Origin of the sequence: Parageobacillus sp. VR-IP (genome assembly GCF_013357975.1) — a bacterium.
GTDB classification, from domain to species: domain Bacteria; phylum Bacillota; class Bacilli; order Bacillales; family Anoxybacillaceae; genus Saccharococcus; species Saccharococcus caldoxylosilyticus.
Window position 1 is genome coordinate 361,429 of sequence record NZ_JABVYQ010000001.1, and the last position, 18,961, is coordinate 380,389.

The following is an 18,961-nucleotide window of genomic DNA, read 5'->3' on the forward strand; positions in this document are numbered from 1 at the left end:
ACCGCCTTTCCCATTAAGGGATTAGGCGGTTTGTTTATGCAAAGGTTTTGCGACGATCGCATCGTTTTCGACATCGATGCGAATCGCTTGGACTTGTTCACTTGTGTCAAGCAAGACATCGGCGATTTTGTCTTCGACGTGTTCTTGGATGACGCGGCGGAGCGGACGAGCGCCGAACGCTGGATGGTAGCCGAGTTCCGCCAATTTTTCTTTCGCTGCCTGCGAAACGTCAAGGTCGATATGTTGTTCGCGCATTGCTGCTTTTACGTCGTTGAGCATGAGGTCAACAATTTGCAGCATATGTTCTTTTTTCAGCGATTTAAATTCGATAATCGCATCGAAACGGTTTAAAAACTCTGGCTTGAAGTAGGCGTTTAACGAATCAAGAATGCTTGTGTGCGTTGTCCCTTGTTTTTCAAAGCCGACCGTAATTTTTTTGTCCGTTACACCGGCGTTGCTTGTTGCGATAATAACGGTATCTTTAAAGCTTACGGTACGGCCTTGGCTGTCAGTGAGACGGCCGTCTTCTAAAATTTGCAGGAAAATATGTTGAACATCCGGGTGCGCTTTTTCAATCTCGTCAAGCAAGATAATGCTGTATGGATTGCGGCGCACTTTTTCTGTAAGCTGACCGGCTTCCTCGTGACCGACATAGCCAGGAGGCGAACCAATTAATTTCGATACCGAATGTTTTTCCATGTATTCGCTCATGTCGAGACGAATCATCGCGTCTTTTGAGCCGAACAATTCTTCCGCCAACGTTTTCGCCAGCTCCGTTTTCCCGACGCCAGTTGGACCGACGAATAAGAACGAACCGACTGGACGATGTTTTGCTTTTAAGCCTGCGCGGCTGCGGCGGATTGCTTTTGCGACTTTTTTGACTGCTTCATCCTGGCCGATCACTTTTTTCGCCAAGTTTTCTTCTAAATGTTTCATTTTCTCTTTTTCATCAGCTTGCAGTTTGCCGACAGGAATGCCTGTTTTTTCTTCGATGATGCGCTCGATATCGGCAACATCGACGACTGGGCGTTCTTGGTTTACGCCGTTTTGTAATTGTTTTTCCAATTTCAACTCTTCGTCACGTAATTTTGCCGCCAGTTCGTAATTTTCTTCTTGCGCTGCTTTTGCTTTTTCTTTGGCGATTTGCGCAAGGCGTTCTTGAATTTGTTTTTCATCTGTCGGACCGATGCGCAAGTTCGCTTTGGAGCCGGCTTCGTCTAACAAGTCGATCGCTTTGTCCGGCAAGAAGCGGTCTTGAATGTAACGGTGCGACAATTTAACGCACGCTTCAATCGCTTCGTCCGTATATTTGACGTGATGGAATTGTTCATATTTCGGTTGAATGCCTTTTAAAATCGTAATCGCTTCTTCGACTGTTGGTTCATGGACGATGACAGGTTGGAAACGGCGTTCAAGCGCGGCGTCTTTTTCAATTTGTCGATATTCTTTTAACGTTGTAGCACCGACAACTTGCAATTCCCCACGCGCAAGCGCTGGTTTTAAAATGTTGCCGGCGTCCATCGAGCCTTCTGCCGCACCAGCGCCGACGAGCAAGTGAATTTCGTCGATAAACAAAATGACGTTTTTCCGGCGCTGCAATTCAGAAATGAGCCGTTTCATGCGTTCTTCAAATTGGCCGCGAATGCCTGTATTGGCGACAAGTGAGGCGACATCAAGCAAATATACTTCTTTATTTAATAGTTTTTCTGGAACTTGCCCTTCCGCAATTTTTAAGGCAAGCCCTTCGACAATCGCTGTTTTCCCGACACCAGGTTCCCCGATTAATACCGGGTTGTTTTTATTGCGGCGGTTTAAAATTTCGATGACGCGTTCTATTTCTTTATCACGGCCGATGACCGGGTCGATGAGACCGGCTTTGGCAAGCTGTGTTAAGTTGCGGCCGAATTGATCTAAGAAACCGCCGCCTCTTTTACCTTTCCGATTCCATTTGGATGGTTGCGCCATATTTGTGGATGGCGTGTCCATTTCCGAAATTGGCGAAAATCCATCCATAAAGAAATCATCAAATGGGAATGGCGAAAAGCCTCCAAACCCGAAGTTTATTGGGATGGAAAGCTCTTGTTTTTGTTTTTCATAACATTCGTGGCAAAGATGCAATTGCTTTTTCTCATGATTGAATTGCAAATTGACAAATACCGTCGCTTTGTTTTGATGGCATACTTGACAAAGCATGAGGCATAACCTCCTTTTTGTCAATTGACTTTGACTAACTTTGACTTTCTGATTTTATTATACTTTGACCTTTTTTGACTTTCAAGTGTTTTTTATAAAAAATTGTTGTAACCGTGAAATGTTTTTGAAAGAATAGTGAATAATGCTATGGATAAGGTAAAGCTATGATATAGTTAAGTCTAGAAAAATAGAGTAAAGGGGAATAGAAAAATGAAAAAGCTTTCGCTGTTTTTGGCATTGATGTTAATATTGTTTTTATTTGCCGCCTGCAGCCAGGAAAAGCAAGAGGACAAACCTGCAATACTTGAAGTTCAACTTCAAACACCGGATCATATTGAATTAAATAAGGAAACGACACTTTCTTGTATCGTGACATACGGTGGGGAAAAAGTGGATGACGCGGACGAAGTAAAGTTTGAAGTGTGGAAACACGGAAGCGAGAAGCATGAGATGTTAACCGCCAAAAATGTTGGAGATGGCAAATATGCTGTGAAAAAAACGTTTACCGAGCCTGGGACGTATTCCGTCGTCAGCCACGTGACAGCGCGCAATATGCATAATATGCCGAAAAAAGATATCGTTGTTGGCACACCAAGCGATCAGTCGCAACATCATGCAGAGGAACATCACGGCGATGAACACCATCATGCCGACGTCATGATGATGCTTCATGAAAAACAATTTTCTGTCAATAAAGAGGCGCATTTAACGGTGCATATTACTCATGACGGCCGGCCGCTGACGAAAGCGACGGTTCGCTTCGAAATTTGGAAGGGGGACGGAAAGCACGAGCTTATCGAGGCAAGCGAAAAACAAGCAGGCCAATACGAAGCAGCAACATCGTTTCAAGAAAAAGGGACATATTCTGTAAAAATCCATGTGGAAACGGAACATCTGCACGAACATCAAGTAGAGCAAATTACGGTGCAATAAAGGGATGCCCATATAGCGGCATCCTTTTTTACTGTCATCCCGTCTTTATTGGATCATGCCGACATATATATGGGAGTGAATAGTGGACAAGGAGAGGGGAATGGCAGAAGTGGCTGGAAAATGGTCGGATGCTTGGCAAATCGCCGCTGTTTACGTCGGCACCGTCGTTGGCGCGGGATTTGCCACGGGAAAAGAGATTATTGAATTTTTTACGCAATACGGAACGTCCGGAACGATCGGCATTATCATTAGCGGCAGCTTGTTTACGTGGGGCGGCGCGCGCATGATGGTAATGGCGCGGAAAGTGAAGGCGGCTTCTTATCAACAGTTTAACCGCTATTTATTTGGCAAGGCAATGAGCCCTGTTATTTCTATCATGATGACGTTGATGATTATCGGAGTCACCGCCGTGATGATGGCCGGAGCAGGGGCGGTGTTTGAGGAGCAGCTTGGGCTGCCGCGGCAAATCGGAATTGTAACGACGTTATGTTTATCGCTGCTGGTCATGATGTACGATATAAAAGGGCTATTTGGCGTAAACGCCTTGATTGTTCCGATGATGGTGCTATTTAGCGCCATTGCGCTTGGAAAGCTGATCACCATGGGCGAATGGTACGGAAGGGGGCTGGAAGCGGCAGACTATTCATTAAAAGCATTTCTTTCCCCATTTTCGTATGCGGCGTTTAACTTGGCGATGGCGCAGCCTGTGCTCGTGCCGCTGGCTTGCGAGGTGGAAGACGAACGCACAGTGCGGCGTGGCGCGGTGCTTGGCGGGCTGCTGCTTACCGGCATTTTATTAAGTAGCCACCTTGTGCTCTTATCGTTTCCGTATGTAATAAATTACGATATTCCGATGGCGGAAGTGATCCGTTCGTTCTTTGCCGTTTTTTACTGGGTGTATATCGTTGTGATTTACGGGGAAATTTTTACGTCCATTATCGGCGGCATTTTTGGCCTGCAGCGGCAGGCGCGCACGCTCGTTTCTATTCCTAACACCTTGTTTCTTGCCGTGCTGTTTATCGTTCTATATATTGTCAGTTTGTTCCGCTACAGTGAGCTCTTATCGTTTTTGTATCCGCTATTTGGCTACATTAGTTTTGCGTTTCTTTTTCTATTATGGGCGCGCAAAGTGCCGCGTCCGTAACAGCAGCCGTTTTTCCGCACCAATCATGCGGGAAAACGGCTGTTTTGCCAAGGATTCATGAAAGCGATGTACGATTTTTTCTAGCCTTGTTTCGCCCGTCGTCGTTTTGTCAGCTGGCTCACCATTGCTCTCCTCCTAGTATCTGTTTCTTTCAATACATCCAGAATATTTAGATATATATGAAGCGAATAAAACACAAGTCCGATTGGAAGACTATCTCTTAAACGGCAAGTACGAGGGGATCGTTATGTCCATTTTTTCCTTTTTTAAAGAAACGAAGACAAACGGTGAGGAAAAAACACTGCAGCAATTATTGAATAAGCTGCGGCAATCTAGTGATTTCGTAACAGTCGAGTTTGACGTAAACGGACATTTGCTTGCCATTTACTATTTTGATTCGCTAGTGGATCCGAAGGTGCTGCAGCAACACATTCTCTGCCATCTGCAAAATGACGTGCCGAAGCATCCAACTATTACGCTCGAGGATTTGCAAAAAATCATTCCAATTCAGCGAATTGAAGTAACGAACGATGTGCAGATGATCGAAGAAAAAATATTAAAAGGGTTTGTGGCTGTTCAGTTTCAAAAGACAGATAACCGTGTCGCACTCATTAATGTAGCGAATGAAAATTTAGGGTTGCGGCCGAACAATGATTCAGAAAATGAATTTAGTGTCGTCGGCCCGAAAGTTGGATTTGTCGAAAACGTTGGGACTAACTTGCATTTAATCAGAAGGCAAATTGCAACCCCAAATTTAGTGTTTCGGGAAATGCTGCTTGGTACGATGTCAAAAACGAAAGTTGTCGTCGCGTATATCGATGGCATTACGAATAAGCAGACGATTGAAACCGTGATCCAGCGGCTCGAAAATATCAATTTTGACATCATTTTTGACAATTCCCTTATTGATCAAATACTTTCCGATAACTCGAATTCTCCGTTTCCGCTTTTTATCTCAACGGAACGGGTTGACCGTGCCATTTATGCGCTCGCATCTGGTCAAGTTGTTATTCTTTGCGACGGCTCGCCGTATGTTGTCATCGGCCCGTCGACTTTTTTCGATTTTTTTACCTCGCCGGAAGATTATTATTTGCCGTGGGTGCTTGGCTCCTTTTTCCGGCTGATCCGTTTTTTTGGCGTTATGTTTTCTGTGCTGGCCTCGCCGGTTTATATTGCGGTATTAACGTATCACTATGAAATGATTCCGAAAGATTTGCTTGGGCCGATTATCTTTTCCCGTTCTAACGTGCCGTTTCCGCCGATATTGGAAGTATTATTTTTAGAAATCACCATCGAGCTGCTTCGTGAAGCAGGGGCGCGTCTGCCGACAAAAGTAGCGCAAACGCTCGGGATTGTCGGCGGTATTGTTATCGGACAAGCTTCAGTGGAAGCGGGGTTGACAAGCACCATCATGCTTATTATCGTTTCACTCGCCGCTTTAGCTTCCTTTACGACGCCGATTTTTAAAATGTCTAATACAATCCGCTTCATCCGCTTTCCAATTATTTTATTTGCGGCGCTTTGGGGTGGAGTCGGGATTATTTTCGCCGTTTGTTTCTTATTAATTCATTTAGGAAGGCTTCAATCATTTGGCAATCCATATTTAGTTCCGTTTTATCCGCTGCGCGTTCGCAATTTCAAAGATAGTATTATTCGTTCCTCATACAGCCAAACAGCAGAGCGACCGACGTTTCTTCGCCCGCTTGCTTTGTTCCGTTATAATCCGTTGAAAGCGAAACAAAAGGACGATATCGATGAGTAAGAAAGGGGTCAAATATGAGGCTGCCTTTGGTCATTGCCGCATCGCTGCTCTTGCTTGCCGGCTGCAAAAGCTCGCGCGTTATTGATGAAGTTCAAATTATTCAAGAAATGGGCTATGACTTTCATGACGGAAAATATGTGGGAACGGCGGTATACCCGACGTTTAAACAAGGGCCGATGACGAAGCCAAATTTATTAACGACGTCTTCGCCAACCGTTTATGATTTAATTCCCCGCCTTTCTTCCAAGTCGGCATTGCCGATTGAGGAAGGGCAGCTTCGCCTAATTTTGTTTGGCAAAGAATTTGCGAAACGGGGAATTACGCAAATCGCCCATAGTTTGGCCCGCAACAATAAGGTAGGAAGCCATTTGCTGTTAGGCGTATCAGCAGGAAGCGCACGTGAGCTATTGGATATTACGACGAACACTACTTTAAGCGATACTCTCTACTTGCCTAATCTAGTCGAACAAAATGCCAGTTCGATGAATTTGCCAAAAACGAATTTACATTTGTTTTTATACAACTATTTTTCAAAAGGAAGCGATCCGTTTTTGCCTTATTTTGAGAAAAAGGGGAATTTTGTAAAACTAGAAGGGCTTGCGTTGTTTAAAGATGGGAAATATGTGGGAAAAGTGAGTTTGCGTGATTCTTTTTTGGTAAAAATTTTATTAAATGAAACAAAAAATGGAGTATATCAGTTAAAAGTAGGGAATCGGGGAAAACAAGGCGAAGACCGGGTGATGCTGCAAAATTTATTTGCGACATCCAAATATGAGTGGAAAAGGAAAGGCCACCGCCATGTTCTGCATATTTTTGTCCATATTCACGCTTCTGTCAGAGATTATCCATCTTGGCTAGATGTACCGCATAAAAGGATTTTTTCTATGGTGAAAAAGAAGATGGAAGACGAAATGGAGCACGATATTCGCCGCCTGCTCCGTTATTTTCAAGAAAAAGAGATTGATCCGCTTGGCATTGGCGAATTTGTTCGCAGCGAAACAAGAAATTGGAATGCAGTCGAGTTTTATCGTGAATATAAAGATTTAGAAATCAAACCACATGTAACTGTCGACATTATACAAACAGGGATCGGTGAGTGACACGAGCGGATAGGGAGGTATTTATATGAGCCAGGCGACGAAAGAACGATTTCTTGTCTCGCCCTTTTTGGTGTTTTTTCTCATCAGTGGCACTCAAGTAGGAATTGGAATGCTCAGTTTTCAACGCTTGGTGATGAAAGAGGCGGGACACGATGCATGGATAGCTGTTATCCTAACAGGAATCATTGCCCATTTATTAATTTGGGTCATGTATAAACTTTTCGCTCATTCCCCTAACGCTGAAGATATCGTTTCTATACACCAACGCTATTTCGGCAAATGGGCCGGCTTTGTCTTTAGTTTCGCTTTGCTTGTTTATTTTTCTTTATTGGCGTTTACGGTATTGCAAACCTATATTGAGATTATCAAAATTTGGATGTTTCCCCTGATGGGGGCATGGCAGTTCAGCCTTATTTTTTTAGTGCTGACTTATTACGCCGTATTAGGAGGATTTCGCGTTGTCACGGGGTTATGTTTTTGGAGCGTTGTGATTCCGTTGCTCACCATTTTCCCAATGTTGTTTTTCCCGCTTGAATACGCCCATTATCGCAATTTGCTGCCGATATTTGATCATTCTATCAGTGAAATTTTTTCGGGCGCGAAAGCAATGTCACTGCAATATTTGGGAATGGAAATGCTGCTTGTATATTACCCGTTTATCAAACAGCCGGAAAAGTCGCGTAAATGGGCGCAATGGGGCAATGCGTTTACGACTCTTCTCTATTTAAGTGTGATGCTGATCGCGATTACTTTTTATAATGAGGAACAAATCCAGCATATCACTTGGCCTACATTAACACTGGCGAAAATTCCGGAAGTACCGTTTATTGAAAGGATGGAATACATTATCATTTCCGTTTATGTGTTGGTGGTATTTCCGATTATTTGCATCGCGGTATGGTCGGCTTCGCGCATTGCGAAAAAATTGTTTTCCATCAAGCAGCGCCGTTTTGTTCCTATGGTTTTGTTATTATTATTTATTGGGACGCTGTGGTTCGAAGAAAAAGAACAAATCGAACGGTTAAACAAATGGATCTCTACGATCGGCCTGTATATCGTCGTTTTCTATATTCCTGCTTTATATATATATGTGACGGCAGCCAATAAAATAAAAAAATAATGCAACCAAAAAGCTAAATGTGGTATAGTTAAGAGGGAAAACAGAAGAAAAAATCCGTACGAACGTACGGGAGAGGTTTCTAGAACAACCCTCTATAAAAAACTAGGGATGGCTATATCCTTGGGGGTATAGTCTTTTTGTTTTAGAATGCCTCTTCTTCTGGAAAAAGCGGAAGGGAGTGCAAAGAAAAATGAAAATGGAAAAAGCGGTAGTCGTCTTTAGCGGCGGCCAGGATAGCACGACATGTTTATTTTGGGCGCTAAAGCAATTTGCGGAAGTTGAAGCGGTGACGTTTGATTACGGACAGCGCCATCGCTTGGAGATTGAAGTGGCGTCTGCGATTGCCAAGGAGCTTCATGTTCCTCACACGGTGCTCGATATGTCGCTATTGAATCAATTAGCGCCAAACGCCTTGACAAGAAGCGAGATCGCCATTGAACAAAAGGAGGGGCAATTGCCGTCGACGTTCGTCGATGGGCGAAATTTATTGTTTTTGTCGTTTGCCGCGGTGCTCGCAAAGCAAAAAGATGCGCGCCATCTTGTCACAGGCGTATGTGAAACGGATTTCAGCGGCTATCCAGATTGCCGCGATATATTTATTAAATCATTAAACGTAACATTGAATTTAGCGATGGATTACCAATTTGTCATCCATACGCCATTAATGTGGCTGACGAAAGCGCAGACGTGGAAGCTCGCCGATGAGCTTGGCGCGTTTGAATTTGTGCGAACAAAAACGTTAACTTGTTATAACGGGATCATCGCTGACGGCTGCGGGGAATGTCCAGCTTGCGTGTTGCGAAGACGAGGGCTTGAAGAGTATATGAAAGAAAAGGAAGGGATAACTCAATTATGATACATCAACTTTATCCGCAAGTATTTCACAATTACCGATACGAATTGAATAAAGATATGCATATTGCTGCCGCTCATTTTATTCCTCATGAGAAAGCGGGAAAATGCGCAAACATGCATGGCCATATATACACCGTGAACATTACGGTGGCAGGCGACGAACTCGATGATGCGGGGTTTTTAGTAAATTTTCAAGAGTTGAAAAAGCTTATTCATGGGAAACTGGATCATTCGTTAATGAATGAACACCAAGATTGGTTCAATGATAAAAACAGCAACGATTTTCCGACAAGCGAGGTCATCGCCCGCAAAATATATGAAACGGTGCAAGCGTATCTTGATACACTGCCGAATAAACCAACGTGTTTGCAAGTGTTCGTGAGGGAAACGCCGACAAGCTATGTTGTGTATCGGCCAAAAGCGGGGGAACAATAATGGCGAAAACGATTCCCGTGCTTGAAATTTTTGGACCGACGATCCAAGGCGAAGGGATGGTGATCGGGCAAAAAACGATGTTCGTCCGCACCGCCGGCTGCGATTACCGCTGCCGCTGGTGCGATTCCGCTTTTACATGGGACGGGTCGGCAAAAGAGGAAATTCGGCCAATGACGGCGGAGCAAATTTGGGAACGGCTGTATGAACTTGGCGGTGACCGCTTCAGCCATGTGACCATCTCGGGAGGAAATCCTGTTCTTATTTCAGCGCTAGAAGAACTCGTTTTGCTTTTAAAAAAGAAAGGGATTCGTCTTGCCGTCGAAACGCAAGGAAGCCGTTGGCAGGACTGGCTGTACCATATCGATGAGGTAACCATTTCGCCAAAACCGCCAAGTTCAGGCATGGATACTGATTTTGCCATGCTCGATCACATCGTGAAAAAGTTGGCGGACGCGGGACGGGCGTCTCATATGAGCTTAAAGGTCGTCGTGTTCGATGACATCGATTTCGACTATGCGAAAAGGGTGCACCGGCGCTATCCGGGCATCCCGTTTTATTTGCAAGTCGGAAATGCCGATACAGCAGAAGCGGACGATGCCGCGCTACGCACACAGCTTTTGGCAAGGCTGGAGTGGCTCGTGGAAAAAGTGGCGCAGTCGAACGAACTGAATGACGTGCGCGTCTTGCCGCAGTTGCACACCCTCCTGTGGGGAAACAAACGTGGCGTGTAAATTCAAAGAACGATGAGGAAAGGGGAAAAACGATGTCAGGCAGAAAAGAGGAAGAATTAAAGGATCTTACGCTATTAGGCAACCAAGGCACGAAATATTTATTCGAATACAGCCCAGAGGTGTTAGAAGTATTCGAAAATAAACACCCTGACCGTGATTATTTCGTGAAGTTCAATTGTCCGGAGTTCACATCTCTATGTCCAAAAACCGGACAACCGGACTTCGCGACGATTTACATTAGCTATATTCCCGATAAAAAATGCGTCGAAAGCAAATCTTTGAAACTGTATTTATTCAGCTTCCGCAATCATGGCGATTTCCATGAAGACTGCGTCAATATTATTATGAACGATTTAATTAAAGTGATGGAGCCGCGCTATATTGAAGTGTGGGGGAAATTCACGCCGCGCGGCGGCATTTCGATCGATCCGTATTGCAACTGGGGCCGTCCTGGAACAAAGTATGAGAAAATGGCAGAATATCGCTTAATGAACCACGATTTGTATCCGGAAAAAGTCGATAACCGTTGATCGGCATTTTCCATTCATAAAGCGTTATGCCAATTTGTGCAAGAAAAAAATAGTAGTCTTTTTGGCCAAAGTTATATATAATGAACATTGAAGTTTTTGGTTAGAGGTATTGGCTTTGGAGCGCAGGACGGCTTTAATTGCTTGGGGCAAGCCCGGGAAATGGAAAAAATATAAGCAGGTCAATGCCAAACGGCTTGCTCTCGCGATGTTTTACAGCGCGATTTCTTGCCAAGCCGGTACGCATATATATGAATCAGATCAGTTAGCTTGTATTTTTTAACTAAAAGCGAAAAGAGGCTGTTTTAGAAAGCAGCCTCTTCAATAATTTTGTAATTCTTATGATTGACGACAGTTCGTTCTTGCAAATCTAATTCCCGATAATTTTTCATGTACGTTAGATCCACGATGACAGAGTTTTCATTTACCTTTTCCACAATCCCGCGCAATCCGTTTTTAAACTCGATAATATCGCCAATTTTCGCTTTTTTCATCATCCATATTCTCCTTTTCATATTTTTTCTTTTGTTATAGTTTGCCTTATTTTCTTGTTTAAGTAAAGTTTTTTATGAAAAAAGAAAGGAGCTCGCAAAAAAGCTCCTTTCTTATTTGGCAAATACGTGGTTTCCAATTACAACAGTGACTTGTCTTGAGCTTACCCATTTGCTTTTCGCCGTTTTTGGATTATAAAAGTACAAGGAACCATTTCCTAAACCGCGAAAAGCAAGGGCTTCTTCAACGGCGCGATATGATTCACGGTCGGCTGGTTCATTAATCGTTCCATTTTGGACCGGCGTGAATGCATAATGGCCGCCAGAGCGCTCATAAATGACAGCACGAATCGTATCCGGAAAATCCGGATGGTCGACACGGTTTAACACAACGGTTGCTACAGCAACCTTTCCTGCATACGGCTCTCCTTTCGCCTCAGCGTGAACAAGGCGGGCCAATAAATCTTTTTCACTCGTAGAAATGGTGGAATTCGGAATAACTAGCTTTTCGCCAGGGAATAGCAAATCAGTATACTTATTATTCTGCTTTTGCAACTGTTTTAGTGGAACCCCATGTTGTTTGGCAATCTTCCAGAGCGTTTCCCCTGGTTTTACTGTATGTGTAGTCGCTGCATCCGCATGGCCTCCAAATAGAAAGGCGCCGCAGAGAACAGGAGCTAATATCCATTTCCTTATCTTTTTCATAAAATTCCCTCCTTCTTGTGAGTTCGTTACTAGAGTAACAAGGATTTTTGATTCTATCATTATCTAAATGTTGGAAAATCGCGTCATCCATTGATATTACTAGTTTGATAGACATGCTGGAAATTTCTCCGTCACGAAAAAAAGCCGATTTCCACATAAGGAAATCGGCATTCATTGGAAATGGATGAACAGTTAGCTTCGTGGGGTTTGAAGATAGTGATAAATAACGTCTCCCCCCCGCTGGGCAATGCCGCGGAAATGTTTAAAGTCGCTTTGCCTTACAAGAACGTTGCGAAAGGTAAGAAAATCTTCTTTTTTTACTAGCAGCTCCGAAATCTTCCCGTGACGCAATTCATCAAGAAGCTTAGCTGCTAATGCTTCATCCATCGTTTGCCCACCTCAATCGATGAATGTGATGACAGACATTATCATAGCGCAATAACGATTTAGGATAAATACCCATTTTTGTTTAGGTAAACACCCTTTGTTTGTTCTCACATACAATATGGATGGGTATGTATCATAGGCATACCTGAAGAAAAATGAAGGGGAGAGGAATATGAATAACTGGGATTCGTATATGAATGATCCATTTTTTTCTGAACAAGGCTATGATGGAGAACAAAAAATAGATGATGAAATGGAGAGAGTAGACAACAATTTCCCACCGCCGGAACAAATGCCGATTGCTTCCAACAATATCCCGCCGATGGCACCGATGCCGGTTGCTTCCAACATCGCCCCACCACCGACACCGATGCCAACCGCCTTTTATCCAGTGATGCCGATGTATTGCTGTCCGCCGATCCATTGGTGCCATCCAGTCGCAGGAGGCATTCCGCACGTTATGCATGGCGATATCGATAGTTCTGACATGAGTTCTGACATGGCTCCTCAAGCGATGCCAAATATGGCTGCTGCACCGATCAGCGATGACCATATTTCCGCACCGATGCAGGATGGAGAAATGGCTGTCCCGTATACAGGACAAATGCCGGGAACAGTTAGTGGGATGGCAAGCCCTGCTGCTCCAGCGCCGGCACCAATGTTTCCGACAACAGGAATGGCTCCGGCTGCTTCGTTTCCTATGTACGGTCCAATGGTGCCGTATGGGGCAATGCCGTATTATGGCCCGACTTCCTACTATGGAGGGATGGCGCCGTACAGTCCGTTTTTCCCAGTTTCATATATGCCGTACCGCTAACCTTTATAAAAAGACCGCACTGCTGCGGTCTTTTTTGTGAAATGAATTTTTACCGTACAGATGATATACTAATTGTTTGAGGATGGAATAGCGCATTCATGCAGCAGTCCTTGACTAGTTAAAATAAAGAAAGAAGAGGTTGAGGAGCAGTGAATTTTTCCGGAAAAGTTGCCATCGTAACCGGTGGGGCGAATGGAATTGGAAAAGCGATCGCCATTATGTTTGCCGAAAAAGGAGCGAAGGTTGTCATCGCTGATATTGCGGAAGAAAAAGGAGAACAGCTTGCGTTAGCGCTGCGGGAAAAAGGGCGGGAAGCCCTTTTTGTTCCAACAGATGTTCGAAAAGTGAACGAAATTGAACGTCTTATGAAAGTAGCGTTTGAAACGTATGGATGCTTGCATTATTTAATTAATAATGCCGGTGTATCAAGATGGAAATCTCCATATGAGCTGACGGTGGAAGAATGGGAGGATGTGCTTCACACTAATTTGCGCAGCGTCTTTTTTGCCTCGCGTGAGGCGGCAAAATATATGCGAAAAAACGCAAACGGCGGAGCGATTGTTAACATTGCGTCTACAAGGGCGCTCATGTCTGAACCGAATTCGGAAGCATATGCTGCTTCGAAAGGCGGAATTTTATCGCTAACCCATGCTTTAGCCGTTTCGTTTGCCGGCGATTATATCCGCGTAAATGCGATCAGTCCAGGATGGATTGAAACAGGGGATTATGGGAAGTTGCGAGAAATAGATCATGCGCAGCATCCGGCCGGGCGTGTCGGCAAGCCGGAAGATATTGCACGCGCTTGTCTTTATTTATGCCATGATGAAAACGATTTTATTACTGGGACAAATATCGTCATTGACGGCGGGATGACGCGGAAAATGATATATGTTGAGTAGGCGGCATTCATTTGTTAAAATATAGAAAATATAAGATGCTGCAAAGGATGGGGGATCACAATGAAAATTCGAAAAGCAATCATATCGGACGAGCAAACACCGGCTAAAGTTTACATTTATGAAAATAAAAAAGAAGAATACATGGTGGTGGCGATCCCTGATCTGGAATGGTCCTTTTTCCTTCGTTACGAAGAAGAACCGGAAACATTAAGAGAGCGTTTAGCTTCTTCATTAAAAAGGGTAGTTGCACAAGAACAGCTCGAGATGCTTGTCAATAAATTGCTATATTGGGTGCATGAAATGTAAACACAGCAAAAGACGCGAGAGATGGACAAGCAGTGGGGCGATTTTTAGCTTCGCTGCTTTTTCCCTATTCTAACATTGATTACCATTTTGCAAGTAGGAGTTCGATGATACGGTGTCCGCAAAATCAAAAGTTATTACAGGTTATTCACTATTTAGCATTTGCTGGTTGATTGTAACGGATGGAATTCTTCATTTCTCCCATATTAGTCATGATTTGTATGTCATCATTGGCATGGCTAAAGGAGCTGTTTTTGTTCTCCTTTCTATTATTTTTCTTTATCATATGCTAAAAAAGAGTGAACAGCTAGAAAAAGTGGTGGAAAATGAACAGCAGCTTTCCACGTTGATTAACTCGATGCCTGACTTTGTTTGTTTTAAAGATAGCGAAGGGCGATGGCTGCGCGTCAACGATTTTGGGCGGCGGCTTTACTGCCTAGAAAACGTGGAGTATGAAGGAAAAACGGACCGGGAACTTGGCGAGATGGTGCCGTTCTTTAAAGAGGCGTTTGAACAATGCATCGAATCAGATCAAGAAGCGTGGGAAAAAGGAAAGCTGACCCGCTGTGAGGAGTCGTTCCAAACCGTTGACTGTGAGATCAAAACATTCGATGTCATCAAAGTGCCGCTTTTTGAAGAAAACGGAGCCAGAAAAGGACTGTTGACGATCGGCCGTGATATTACGCAGCAAAAGTTAGCAGAATCGTTGTTATTAAAAAAAGAAAAGCTGTCTGTATTAGGAGAACTTGCCGCGGGAATCGCCCATGAAATCCGCAACCCGTTGACCTCGATGAAAGGATTCATTCAAGTGATGCGAGAAACTCGGAAAGTAAACGACGTCTACATGGATATTATATCGAGCGAGCTGGAACGGATTAATCAAATTGTCAGCGAGCTGCTAGTGTTAGCCAAGCCGCAAAGCCATGACTATAAGCCGTTTTTTCTTAGCGATGTGATTGGATATGTCATTAATTTAATCGGGTACGAGGCTACATTGAACAACGTTTCTATTTCCGTGCATAACAATGCGCCAAAAGCGTGCATGTATGGTGATCAGAATCAAATTATCCAAGTGTTTATCAATATCATAAAAAATGCGATTGAAGCGATGCCAAATGGAGGAGATATTCGTTTACGCGTATGGGAGGAAGAGGAAGTCATTCATATCACCGTTTCTGATACTGGTGTCGGCATTTCGAAAGAGCGGCTGGAAAAAATTGGCGAACCGTTTTTTACGCTAAAAGAAAAAGGGGTAGGGCTTGGACTCACCACCAGCATGAAAATTGCCCAGGAACATAAAGGGAAATTGGAAATCAAAAGTGAAATCGGCAAAGGCACAACGGTTCATTTAGCTTTTCCAGCTTATCAAAAAAGATGACCCGCAAAGCGGGTCATCTTTTTTGATAGATGATCCGGTTATACCGTTACTGCTCCACCCATGTCGTAATGGCCTCAACTGGCAGCCGTGTTGTATGGTGGGCAGGGGCAATGCTTTTGCCAATAGTAATAAGTATAGTTGGAATATAGCGGTCGGAAATATGAAAAGCCTGCTTAAATTGGTTGACATCAAAACCGCCGATCGGGCATGTTGCCCATCCTTTTGCCGTCGCTGCCAGCATCAGCTGCATGGCGGCAAGCGCAGCGTTTTGGAATGCCGCGTCGCGAACATACTGTTTATTGGTATATGCCATTTCAATTTGTTGAGCAATCCGTTCCTTCGTCTCCTTTGATATTTGTCCTTGTTGCACTAATGGATCATATACTGCGTCTGTGTTTCGATTCGCTTCTAAATCGCCCAACACCGCAATCACGGCAGAGGCATCAAGAATTTGCTGCTGATGATACGCGATCGGATATAGGCGCTGTTGCGCTGTTTTTCCGTGAATAACGACAAAATGCCAATGTTGCAAATTCCATGCTGACGGTGCCTTTCCCGCCGTTTCAATGATATCGCGCAGCTCCTCTTTGCTAATGGAAACGTTAGGATCATATTTCCGCACAGATTTCCGTTCGTTAATAACGGTAAAAAAATCTTTTTTAGATGTAGTATCCGTGCTGGTCATTTTTACTGCCTCCATTCGCTATCTGGTTGAAATAACAATTTGGTAACAAAAAGGATTTGTTATCAACATATATCTAACTTTTCCTATTGTCAATTTTTTTACTCGATACGACATAAATGTGGATATAGTGCGGAGCATAAGGAACATGTTATTTCGAAACAGGCGTTTTCCAGTTTTTCATTAAGATGAAACCATTATACATGCTAACCGTATTTTATTTCATTGAGACAAAAATAATAAAAAGGAGAGTGAGCAATGTTAATTGCCCAGTTAGCAGCGATTTTATTTGCCTCGAAATTTGCGGGGGATGTAGCCGTACGGTGCGGACAGCCAGCTGTGCTTGGAAAATTGTTGATTGGTATCGTACTTGGGCCAAGCGTATTAGGGGTTGTGGAGGATACGGGAGTTTTAAAGGAAATCAGTCAAATCGGTGTTATTTTGTTAATGTTTATTGCTGGATTAGAAACAGATGTAGAACAATTTAAGCGGACAGGAAAAGCTGCGACATATGTCGGTGTCCTTGGCATCATTGTTCCGCTTGTCCTGGGATATGCAGCCGGAGCGGGAATGGGGTTATCGGCTGAAAAGGCAGTATTCCTTGGCCTGTTGCTATCAGCGACAAGCGTCAGCATCTCCGTGCAGGCATTGAAGGAAATGGATCAGCTGAAATCGAAGGAAGGCTCGGCAATTTTAGGGGCGGCGGTCATTGACGATATTCTCGTCATCATTGCGCTTGCATTTTTAATGAGTTTGACCGGCAGCGATGTCCATCTTGGTGCGATCATTTTGAAAAAGGTTGCGTTCTTTGTCGTTGCCATTTTATTGGCATGGAGAGTCGTTCCGCTTGTGTTGTGGCTGTTTGCCCCGTTGCGTGTGACGGAATCGGTTGTTTCTGCTGGCTTGATTGTCTGCTTTGCTTTTGCCTGTTTTGCGGAAGTCACGGGAGTGGCGGCGATTATCGGGGCATATATCGCTGGATTAGCTGTCAGTTTTACGAATTATAGGAAAGAAGTGTTTGAAAAGACCGAAACGATTGGTTATGCCATTTTTGTACCAGTCTTTTTTACTTCCATCGGGGTGGCCGTCGAATTTTCCGGCGTGTTTGAGCATATTTGGCTTCTGCTCGGATTAAGCGTATTAGCCGTATTGACGAAACTGGTCGGCGCTGCGTTGGGAGCAAAACTGGCTGGATTTTCCTGGAATAGCGCGCTTGCTGTTGGGGCCGGAATGGTTTCCCGTGGTGAAGTGGCGTTAATTATTGCCGGAATCGGATTGGAGACAAAGCTGTTGCCGCCTGATTTGTTTGCTGTTCTTGTCGTGGTAGTGCTTGTAACAACCATTGTTACCCCTCCGTTATTAAAGGCGATTTTCAAGCGAAAGCAAGTTTCCACACGGGCGGCGTAGCAAAAACGAAGGAGGCGAATGGGAATCACGCCTCCTTTGTTTTTTCACGAACGATTTTTTTTCGCCTGTTTGGCTGTGTCAACGCTATCTTTTTCCATTTCTGCTTCTGCTTTAGAAACGGTCGGATTGGCTACTTCCTGGCTTATTTTATTTTGCCGCCCTTTTTTAGACATAGTGTTTCCTCCTTTTTTCCATATTACGTTATACAGTATGTCTTTAAAATTCCATTTAATTCGCAATGGTGTTTGATCGGAATTTGGTGGCGCGCCTTGTCAATGTAGACTACCTTTGCATGGGGAACGGTTTTTTTGAAAATTTTCGCATATGGGTGCATATAGTAGTCGCTGGCGCCGTAAATAAGAAGGAGCGGCATGCACAGCGATGAAAGTCGCTTCGTGCAGCGATATATTAACCCTTTTTCATACATGTCTACTAAATCGCGTTTGTTGACTAACTGTACATATTGTTTAATTTCCCGTTTTTCCTTTTTATTGCTTCCATGCGCTTTTGCCAGTATGTTAGCAAGTAAAGATATAGCACCGAGTTTTACTGTATAGATGCCAAGCAGAAATTCGTAACGAAGCAGTGGAGTACACACTTCAGGAAATCCTCCGATTAAAGCGAGCATTTTTACTTTATCAGAGTAGCGCAGCGCAAATTCTAATGCGATCGAACCACCGTTTGAATAGCCACAAATCACCGCCTGTTTTATATGGAGCGCATCAAGCAAAACACGTAAATCATCGGCCAATAGCGGAATGGTAATAGGGCGATTCGATGAGCTGCTTTTTCCATTGCCGCGCATATCGTACATAATGACGCGAAAATGATGGGCTAAAGATTGCTGGCGACAGAAAACGACATGACCCATTCCGGGTGGATGTATAAATATAAGAGGCGTTCCGCTCCCTGTTTCCTCGTAGTAAAGATGAACGTTTCCCTCTACGGTGATGTAAGGCATTCCAATCCCCCCTGTTCTTAATCTCTCATAGTATGAATAGATGCATCGAATACTATTCAAAAAGCGCATCCTTTCCCGTTAACATTTTTTTCATTTGAGCGCATGTTCATTGACAATTTATAATAGTCGAG

At 43.9% G+C, this 18,961-nt stretch carries 21 protein-coding genes and 1 riboswitch; of the genes, 14 read left to right on the top strand and 7 right to left on the bottom strand.

Going from position 1 to position 18,961, the window contains the following annotated elements; translation table 11 throughout:
- Positions 1 to 21: 21 nt before the first annotated feature.
- On the bottom strand, positions 22 to 2,193 hold the full coding sequence (locus HT574_RS01945) for an ATP-dependent Clp protease ATP-binding subunit (RefSeq protein ID WP_175243280.1): 2,172 nt from the start codon (positions 2,191 to 2,193) through the stop codon (positions 22 to 24).
- Positions 2,194 to 2,403: 210 nt separating this feature from the next.
- Between HT574_RS01945 and HT574_RS01950 the strand changes: the two genes are divergently transcribed.
- The 9 genes from HT574_RS01950 to queF all read left to right on the top strand — a co-directional run bounded on the left by HT574_RS01950 (position 2,404) and on the right by queF (position 10,803).
- The gene (locus tag HT574_RS01950) at positions 2,404 to 3,126 is read left to right on the top strand and encodes a FixH family protein (RefSeq protein WP_175243281.1); all 723 of its coding nucleotides are present in this window, start codon (positions 2,404 to 2,406) and stop codon (positions 3,124 to 3,126) included.
- Between the two features lie 100 nt (positions 3,127 to 3,226).
- Positions 3,227 to 4,270, top strand: coding sequence for a YkvI family membrane protein (locus HT574_RS01955; protein ID WP_175243282.1), 1,044 nt, complete (start codon positions 3,227 to 3,229; stop codon positions 4,268 to 4,270).
- A gap of 247 nt (positions 4,271 to 4,517) precedes the next feature.
- Complete coding sequence (locus tag HT574_RS01960; RefSeq protein ID WP_175243283.1) at positions 4,518 to 6,032, top strand: spore germination protein; 1,515 nt, start codon at positions 4,518 to 4,520, stop codon at positions 6,030 to 6,032.
- A gap of 14 nt (positions 6,033 to 6,046) precedes the next feature.
- Positions 6,047 to 7,132, top strand: coding sequence for a Ger(x)C family spore germination protein (locus HT574_RS01965; RefSeq protein ID WP_175243284.1), 1,086 nt, complete (start codon positions 6,047 to 6,049; stop codon positions 7,130 to 7,132).
- Between the two features lie 25 nt (positions 7,133 to 7,157).
- Positions 7,158 to 8,252 carry a GerAB/ArcD/ProY family transporter gene (locus HT574_RS01970; RefSeq protein ID WP_175243285.1) on the top strand — a complete coding sequence of 365 codons (1,095 nt, stop codon included), beginning with the start codon at positions 7,158 to 7,160 and terminating at the stop codon, positions 8,250 to 8,252.
- A 66-nt stretch (positions 8,253 to 8,318) separates the two neighbouring features.
- A riboswitch (PreQ1 riboswitch) is annotated at positions 8,319 to 8,364 on the top strand.
- Positions 8,365 to 8,442: 78 nt separating this feature from the next.
- Positions 8,443 to 9,108 carry a 7-cyano-7-deazaguanine synthase QueC gene (queC, locus tag HT574_RS01975; protein ID WP_175243286.1) on the top strand — a complete coding sequence of 222 codons (666 nt, stop codon included), beginning with the start codon at positions 8,443 to 8,445 and terminating at the stop codon, positions 9,106 to 9,108.
- On the top strand, positions 9,105 to 9,542 hold the full coding sequence (queD, locus tag HT574_RS01980) for a 6-carboxytetrahydropterin synthase QueD (protein WP_175243287.1): 438 nt from the start codon (positions 9,105 to 9,107) through the stop codon (positions 9,540 to 9,542). The genes queC and queD overlap by 4 nt, the downstream gene beginning before the upstream one ends.
- Positions 9,542 to 10,273: a 7-carboxy-7-deazaguanine synthase QueE gene (gene queE, locus HT574_RS01985; protein ID WP_017434570.1), complete on the top strand. Its 732-nt coding sequence runs from the start codon at positions 9,542 to 9,544 to the stop codon at positions 10,271 to 10,273. The genes queD and queE overlap by 1 nt, the downstream gene beginning before the upstream one ends.
- Positions 10,274 to 10,305: 32 nt before the next feature.
- Entirely contained in the window at positions 10,306 to 10,803 is a 498-nt protein-coding gene (queF, locus tag HT574_RS01990) for a preQ(1) synthase (protein WP_175243288.1), read from the top strand.
- A 302-nt stretch (positions 10,804 to 11,105) separates the two neighbouring features.
- Here queF and HT574_RS01995 read toward each other — a convergent pair whose 3' ends face one another.
- From HT574_RS01995 to HT574_RS02005, 3 genes are all read right to left on the bottom strand, one after another.
- Positions 11,106 to 11,294: a YkvS family protein gene (locus HT574_RS01995; protein ID WP_175243765.1), complete on the bottom strand. Its 189-nt coding sequence runs from the start codon at positions 11,292 to 11,294 to the stop codon at positions 11,106 to 11,108.
- Between the two features lie 111 nt (positions 11,295 to 11,405).
- Entirely contained in the window at positions 11,406 to 11,996 is a 591-nt protein-coding gene (locus tag HT574_RS02000; protein ID WP_175243289.1) for a cell wall hydrolase, read from the bottom strand.
- A gap of 192 nt (positions 11,997 to 12,188) precedes the next feature.
- The gene (locus HT574_RS02005; RefSeq protein ID WP_017434575.1) at positions 12,189 to 12,383 is read right to left on the bottom strand and encodes a hypothetical protein; all 195 of its coding nucleotides are present in this window, start codon (positions 12,381 to 12,383) and stop codon (positions 12,189 to 12,191) included.
- Between the two features lie 172 nt (positions 12,384 to 12,555).
- On the opposite strand from HT574_RS02005, the gene HT574_RS02010 reads away from it, so the two are divergent.
- The 4 genes from HT574_RS02010 to HT574_RS02025 all read left to right on the top strand — a co-directional run bounded on the left by HT574_RS02010 (position 12,556) and on the right by HT574_RS02025 (position 15,780).
- A complete protein-coding gene (locus HT574_RS02010) occupies positions 12,556 to 13,200 on the top strand; it encodes a hypothetical protein (RefSeq protein ID WP_175243290.1) in 645 nt (214 codons plus the stop codon).
- 149 nt (positions 13,201 to 13,349) lie between these two features.
- Complete coding sequence (locus tag HT574_RS02015) at positions 13,350 to 14,099, top strand: SDR family NAD(P)-dependent oxidoreductase (protein ID WP_175243291.1); 750 nt, start codon at positions 13,350 to 13,352, stop codon at positions 14,097 to 14,099.
- Between the two features lie 60 nt (positions 14,100 to 14,159).
- Positions 14,160 to 14,405, top strand: coding sequence for a YueH family protein (locus HT574_RS02020; RefSeq protein WP_042407376.1), 246 nt, complete (start codon positions 14,160 to 14,162; stop codon positions 14,403 to 14,405).
- Positions 14,406 to 14,517: 112 nt separating this feature from the next.
- Positions 14,518 to 15,780, top strand: a complete 1,263-nt coding sequence (locus HT574_RS02025) for an ATP-binding protein (RefSeq protein ID WP_175243292.1) — start codon at positions 14,518 to 14,520, stop codon at positions 15,778 to 15,780.
- A 46-nt stretch (positions 15,781 to 15,826) separates the two neighbouring features.
- Here HT574_RS02025 and HT574_RS02030 read toward each other — a convergent pair whose 3' ends face one another.
- Entirely contained in the window at positions 15,827 to 16,465 is a 639-nt protein-coding gene (locus tag HT574_RS02030; protein WP_175243293.1) for a nitroreductase family protein, read from the bottom strand.
- 255 nt (positions 16,466 to 16,720) lie between these two features.
- Between HT574_RS02030 and HT574_RS02035 the strand changes: the two genes are divergently transcribed.
- The gene (locus tag HT574_RS02035) at positions 16,721 to 17,869 is read left to right on the top strand and encodes a cation:proton antiporter (protein ID WP_175243294.1); all 1,149 of its coding nucleotides are present in this window, start codon (positions 16,721 to 16,723) and stop codon (positions 17,867 to 17,869) included.
- A gap of 44 nt (positions 17,870 to 17,913) precedes the next feature.
- Here HT574_RS02035 and HT574_RS20160 read toward each other — a convergent pair whose 3' ends face one another.
- Together HT574_RS20160 and HT574_RS02040 are read right to left on the bottom strand one after the other, a co-directional pair.
- Complete coding sequence (locus HT574_RS20160) at positions 17,914 to 18,042, bottom strand: hypothetical protein (protein ID WP_256409703.1); 129 nt, start codon at positions 18,040 to 18,042, stop codon at positions 17,914 to 17,916.
- A gap of 23 nt (positions 18,043 to 18,065) precedes the next feature.
- Complete coding sequence (locus HT574_RS02040; protein ID WP_175243295.1) at positions 18,066 to 18,830, bottom strand: alpha/beta fold hydrolase; 765 nt, start codon at positions 18,828 to 18,830, stop codon at positions 18,066 to 18,068.
- Positions 18,831 to 18,961 lie beyond the last annotated feature (131 nt).

Excerpts from the sequence above, each read along its gene's own strand:
- HT574_RS02010 (WP_175243290.1), top strand. The coding sequence starts at position 12,556 with ATGAATAACTGGGATTCGTATATGAATGATCCATTTTTTTCTGAACAA.
- HT574_RS01970 (WP_175243285.1), top strand. The coding sequence starts at position 7,158 with ATGAGCCAGGCGACGAAAGAACGATTTCTTGTCTCGCCCTTTTTGGTG.
- HT574_RS01950 (WP_175243281.1), top strand. The coding sequence starts at position 2,404 with ATGAAAAAGCTTTCGCTGTTTTTGGCATTGATGTTAATATTGTTTTTA.
- HT574_RS01945 (WP_175243280.1), bottom strand. The coding sequence starts at position 2,193 with ATGCTTTGTCAAGTATGCCATCAAAACAAAGCGACGGTATTTGTCAAT.
- queC (WP_175243286.1), top strand. The coding sequence starts at position 8,443 with ATGAAAATGGAAAAAGCGGTAGTCGTCTTTAGCGGCGGCCAGGATAGC.
- HT574_RS02035 (WP_175243294.1), top strand. The coding sequence starts at position 16,721 with ATGTTAATTGCCCAGTTAGCAGCGATTTTATTTGCCTCGAAATTTGCG.
- HT574_RS01965 (WP_175243284.1), top strand. The coding sequence starts at position 6,047 with ATGAGGCTGCCTTTGGTCATTGCCGCATCGCTGCTCTTGCTTGCCGGC.
- HT574_RS02020 (WP_042407376.1), top strand. The coding sequence starts at position 14,160 with ATGAAAATTCGAAAAGCAATCATATCGGACGAGCAAACACCGGCTAAA.
- HT574_RS02000 (WP_175243289.1), bottom strand. The coding sequence starts at position 11,996 with ATGAAAAAGATAAGGAAATGGATATTAGCTCCTGTTCTCTGCGGCGCC.
- HT574_RS01960 (WP_175243283.1), top strand. The coding sequence starts at position 4,518 with ATGTCCATTTTTTCCTTTTTTAAAGAAACGAAGACAAACGGTGAGGAA.
- queF (WP_175243288.1), top strand. The coding sequence starts at position 10,306 with ATGTCAGGCAGAAAAGAGGAAGAATTAAAGGATCTTACGCTATTAGGC.
- HT574_RS02030 (WP_175243293.1), bottom strand. The coding sequence starts at position 16,465 with ATGACCAGCACGGATACTACATCTAAAAAAGATTTTTTTACCGTTATT.
- queD (WP_175243287.1), top strand. The coding sequence starts at position 9,105 with ATGATACATCAACTTTATCCGCAAGTATTTCACAATTACCGATACGAA.
- HT574_RS20160 (WP_256409703.1), bottom strand. The coding sequence starts at position 18,042 with ATGTCTAAAAAAGGGCGGCAAAATAAAATAAGCCAGGAAGTAGCCAAT.
- HT574_RS01955 (WP_175243282.1), top strand. The coding sequence starts at position 3,227 with ATGGCAGAAGTGGCTGGAAAATGGTCGGATGCTTGGCAAATCGCCGCT.
- HT574_RS01995 (WP_175243765.1), bottom strand. The coding sequence starts at position 11,294 with ATGAAAAAAGCGAAAATTGGCGATATTATCGAGTTTAAAAACGGATTG.
- HT574_RS02005 (WP_017434575.1), bottom strand. The coding sequence starts at position 12,383 with ATGGATGAAGCATTAGCAGCTAAGCTTCTTGATGAATTGCGTCACGGG.
- queE (WP_017434570.1), top strand. The coding sequence starts at position 9,542 with ATGGCGAAAACGATTCCCGTGCTTGAAATTTTTGGACCGACGATCCAA.
- HT574_RS02040 (WP_175243295.1), bottom strand. The coding sequence starts at position 18,830 with ATGCCTTACATCACCGTAGAGGGAAACGTTCATCTTTACTACGAGGAA.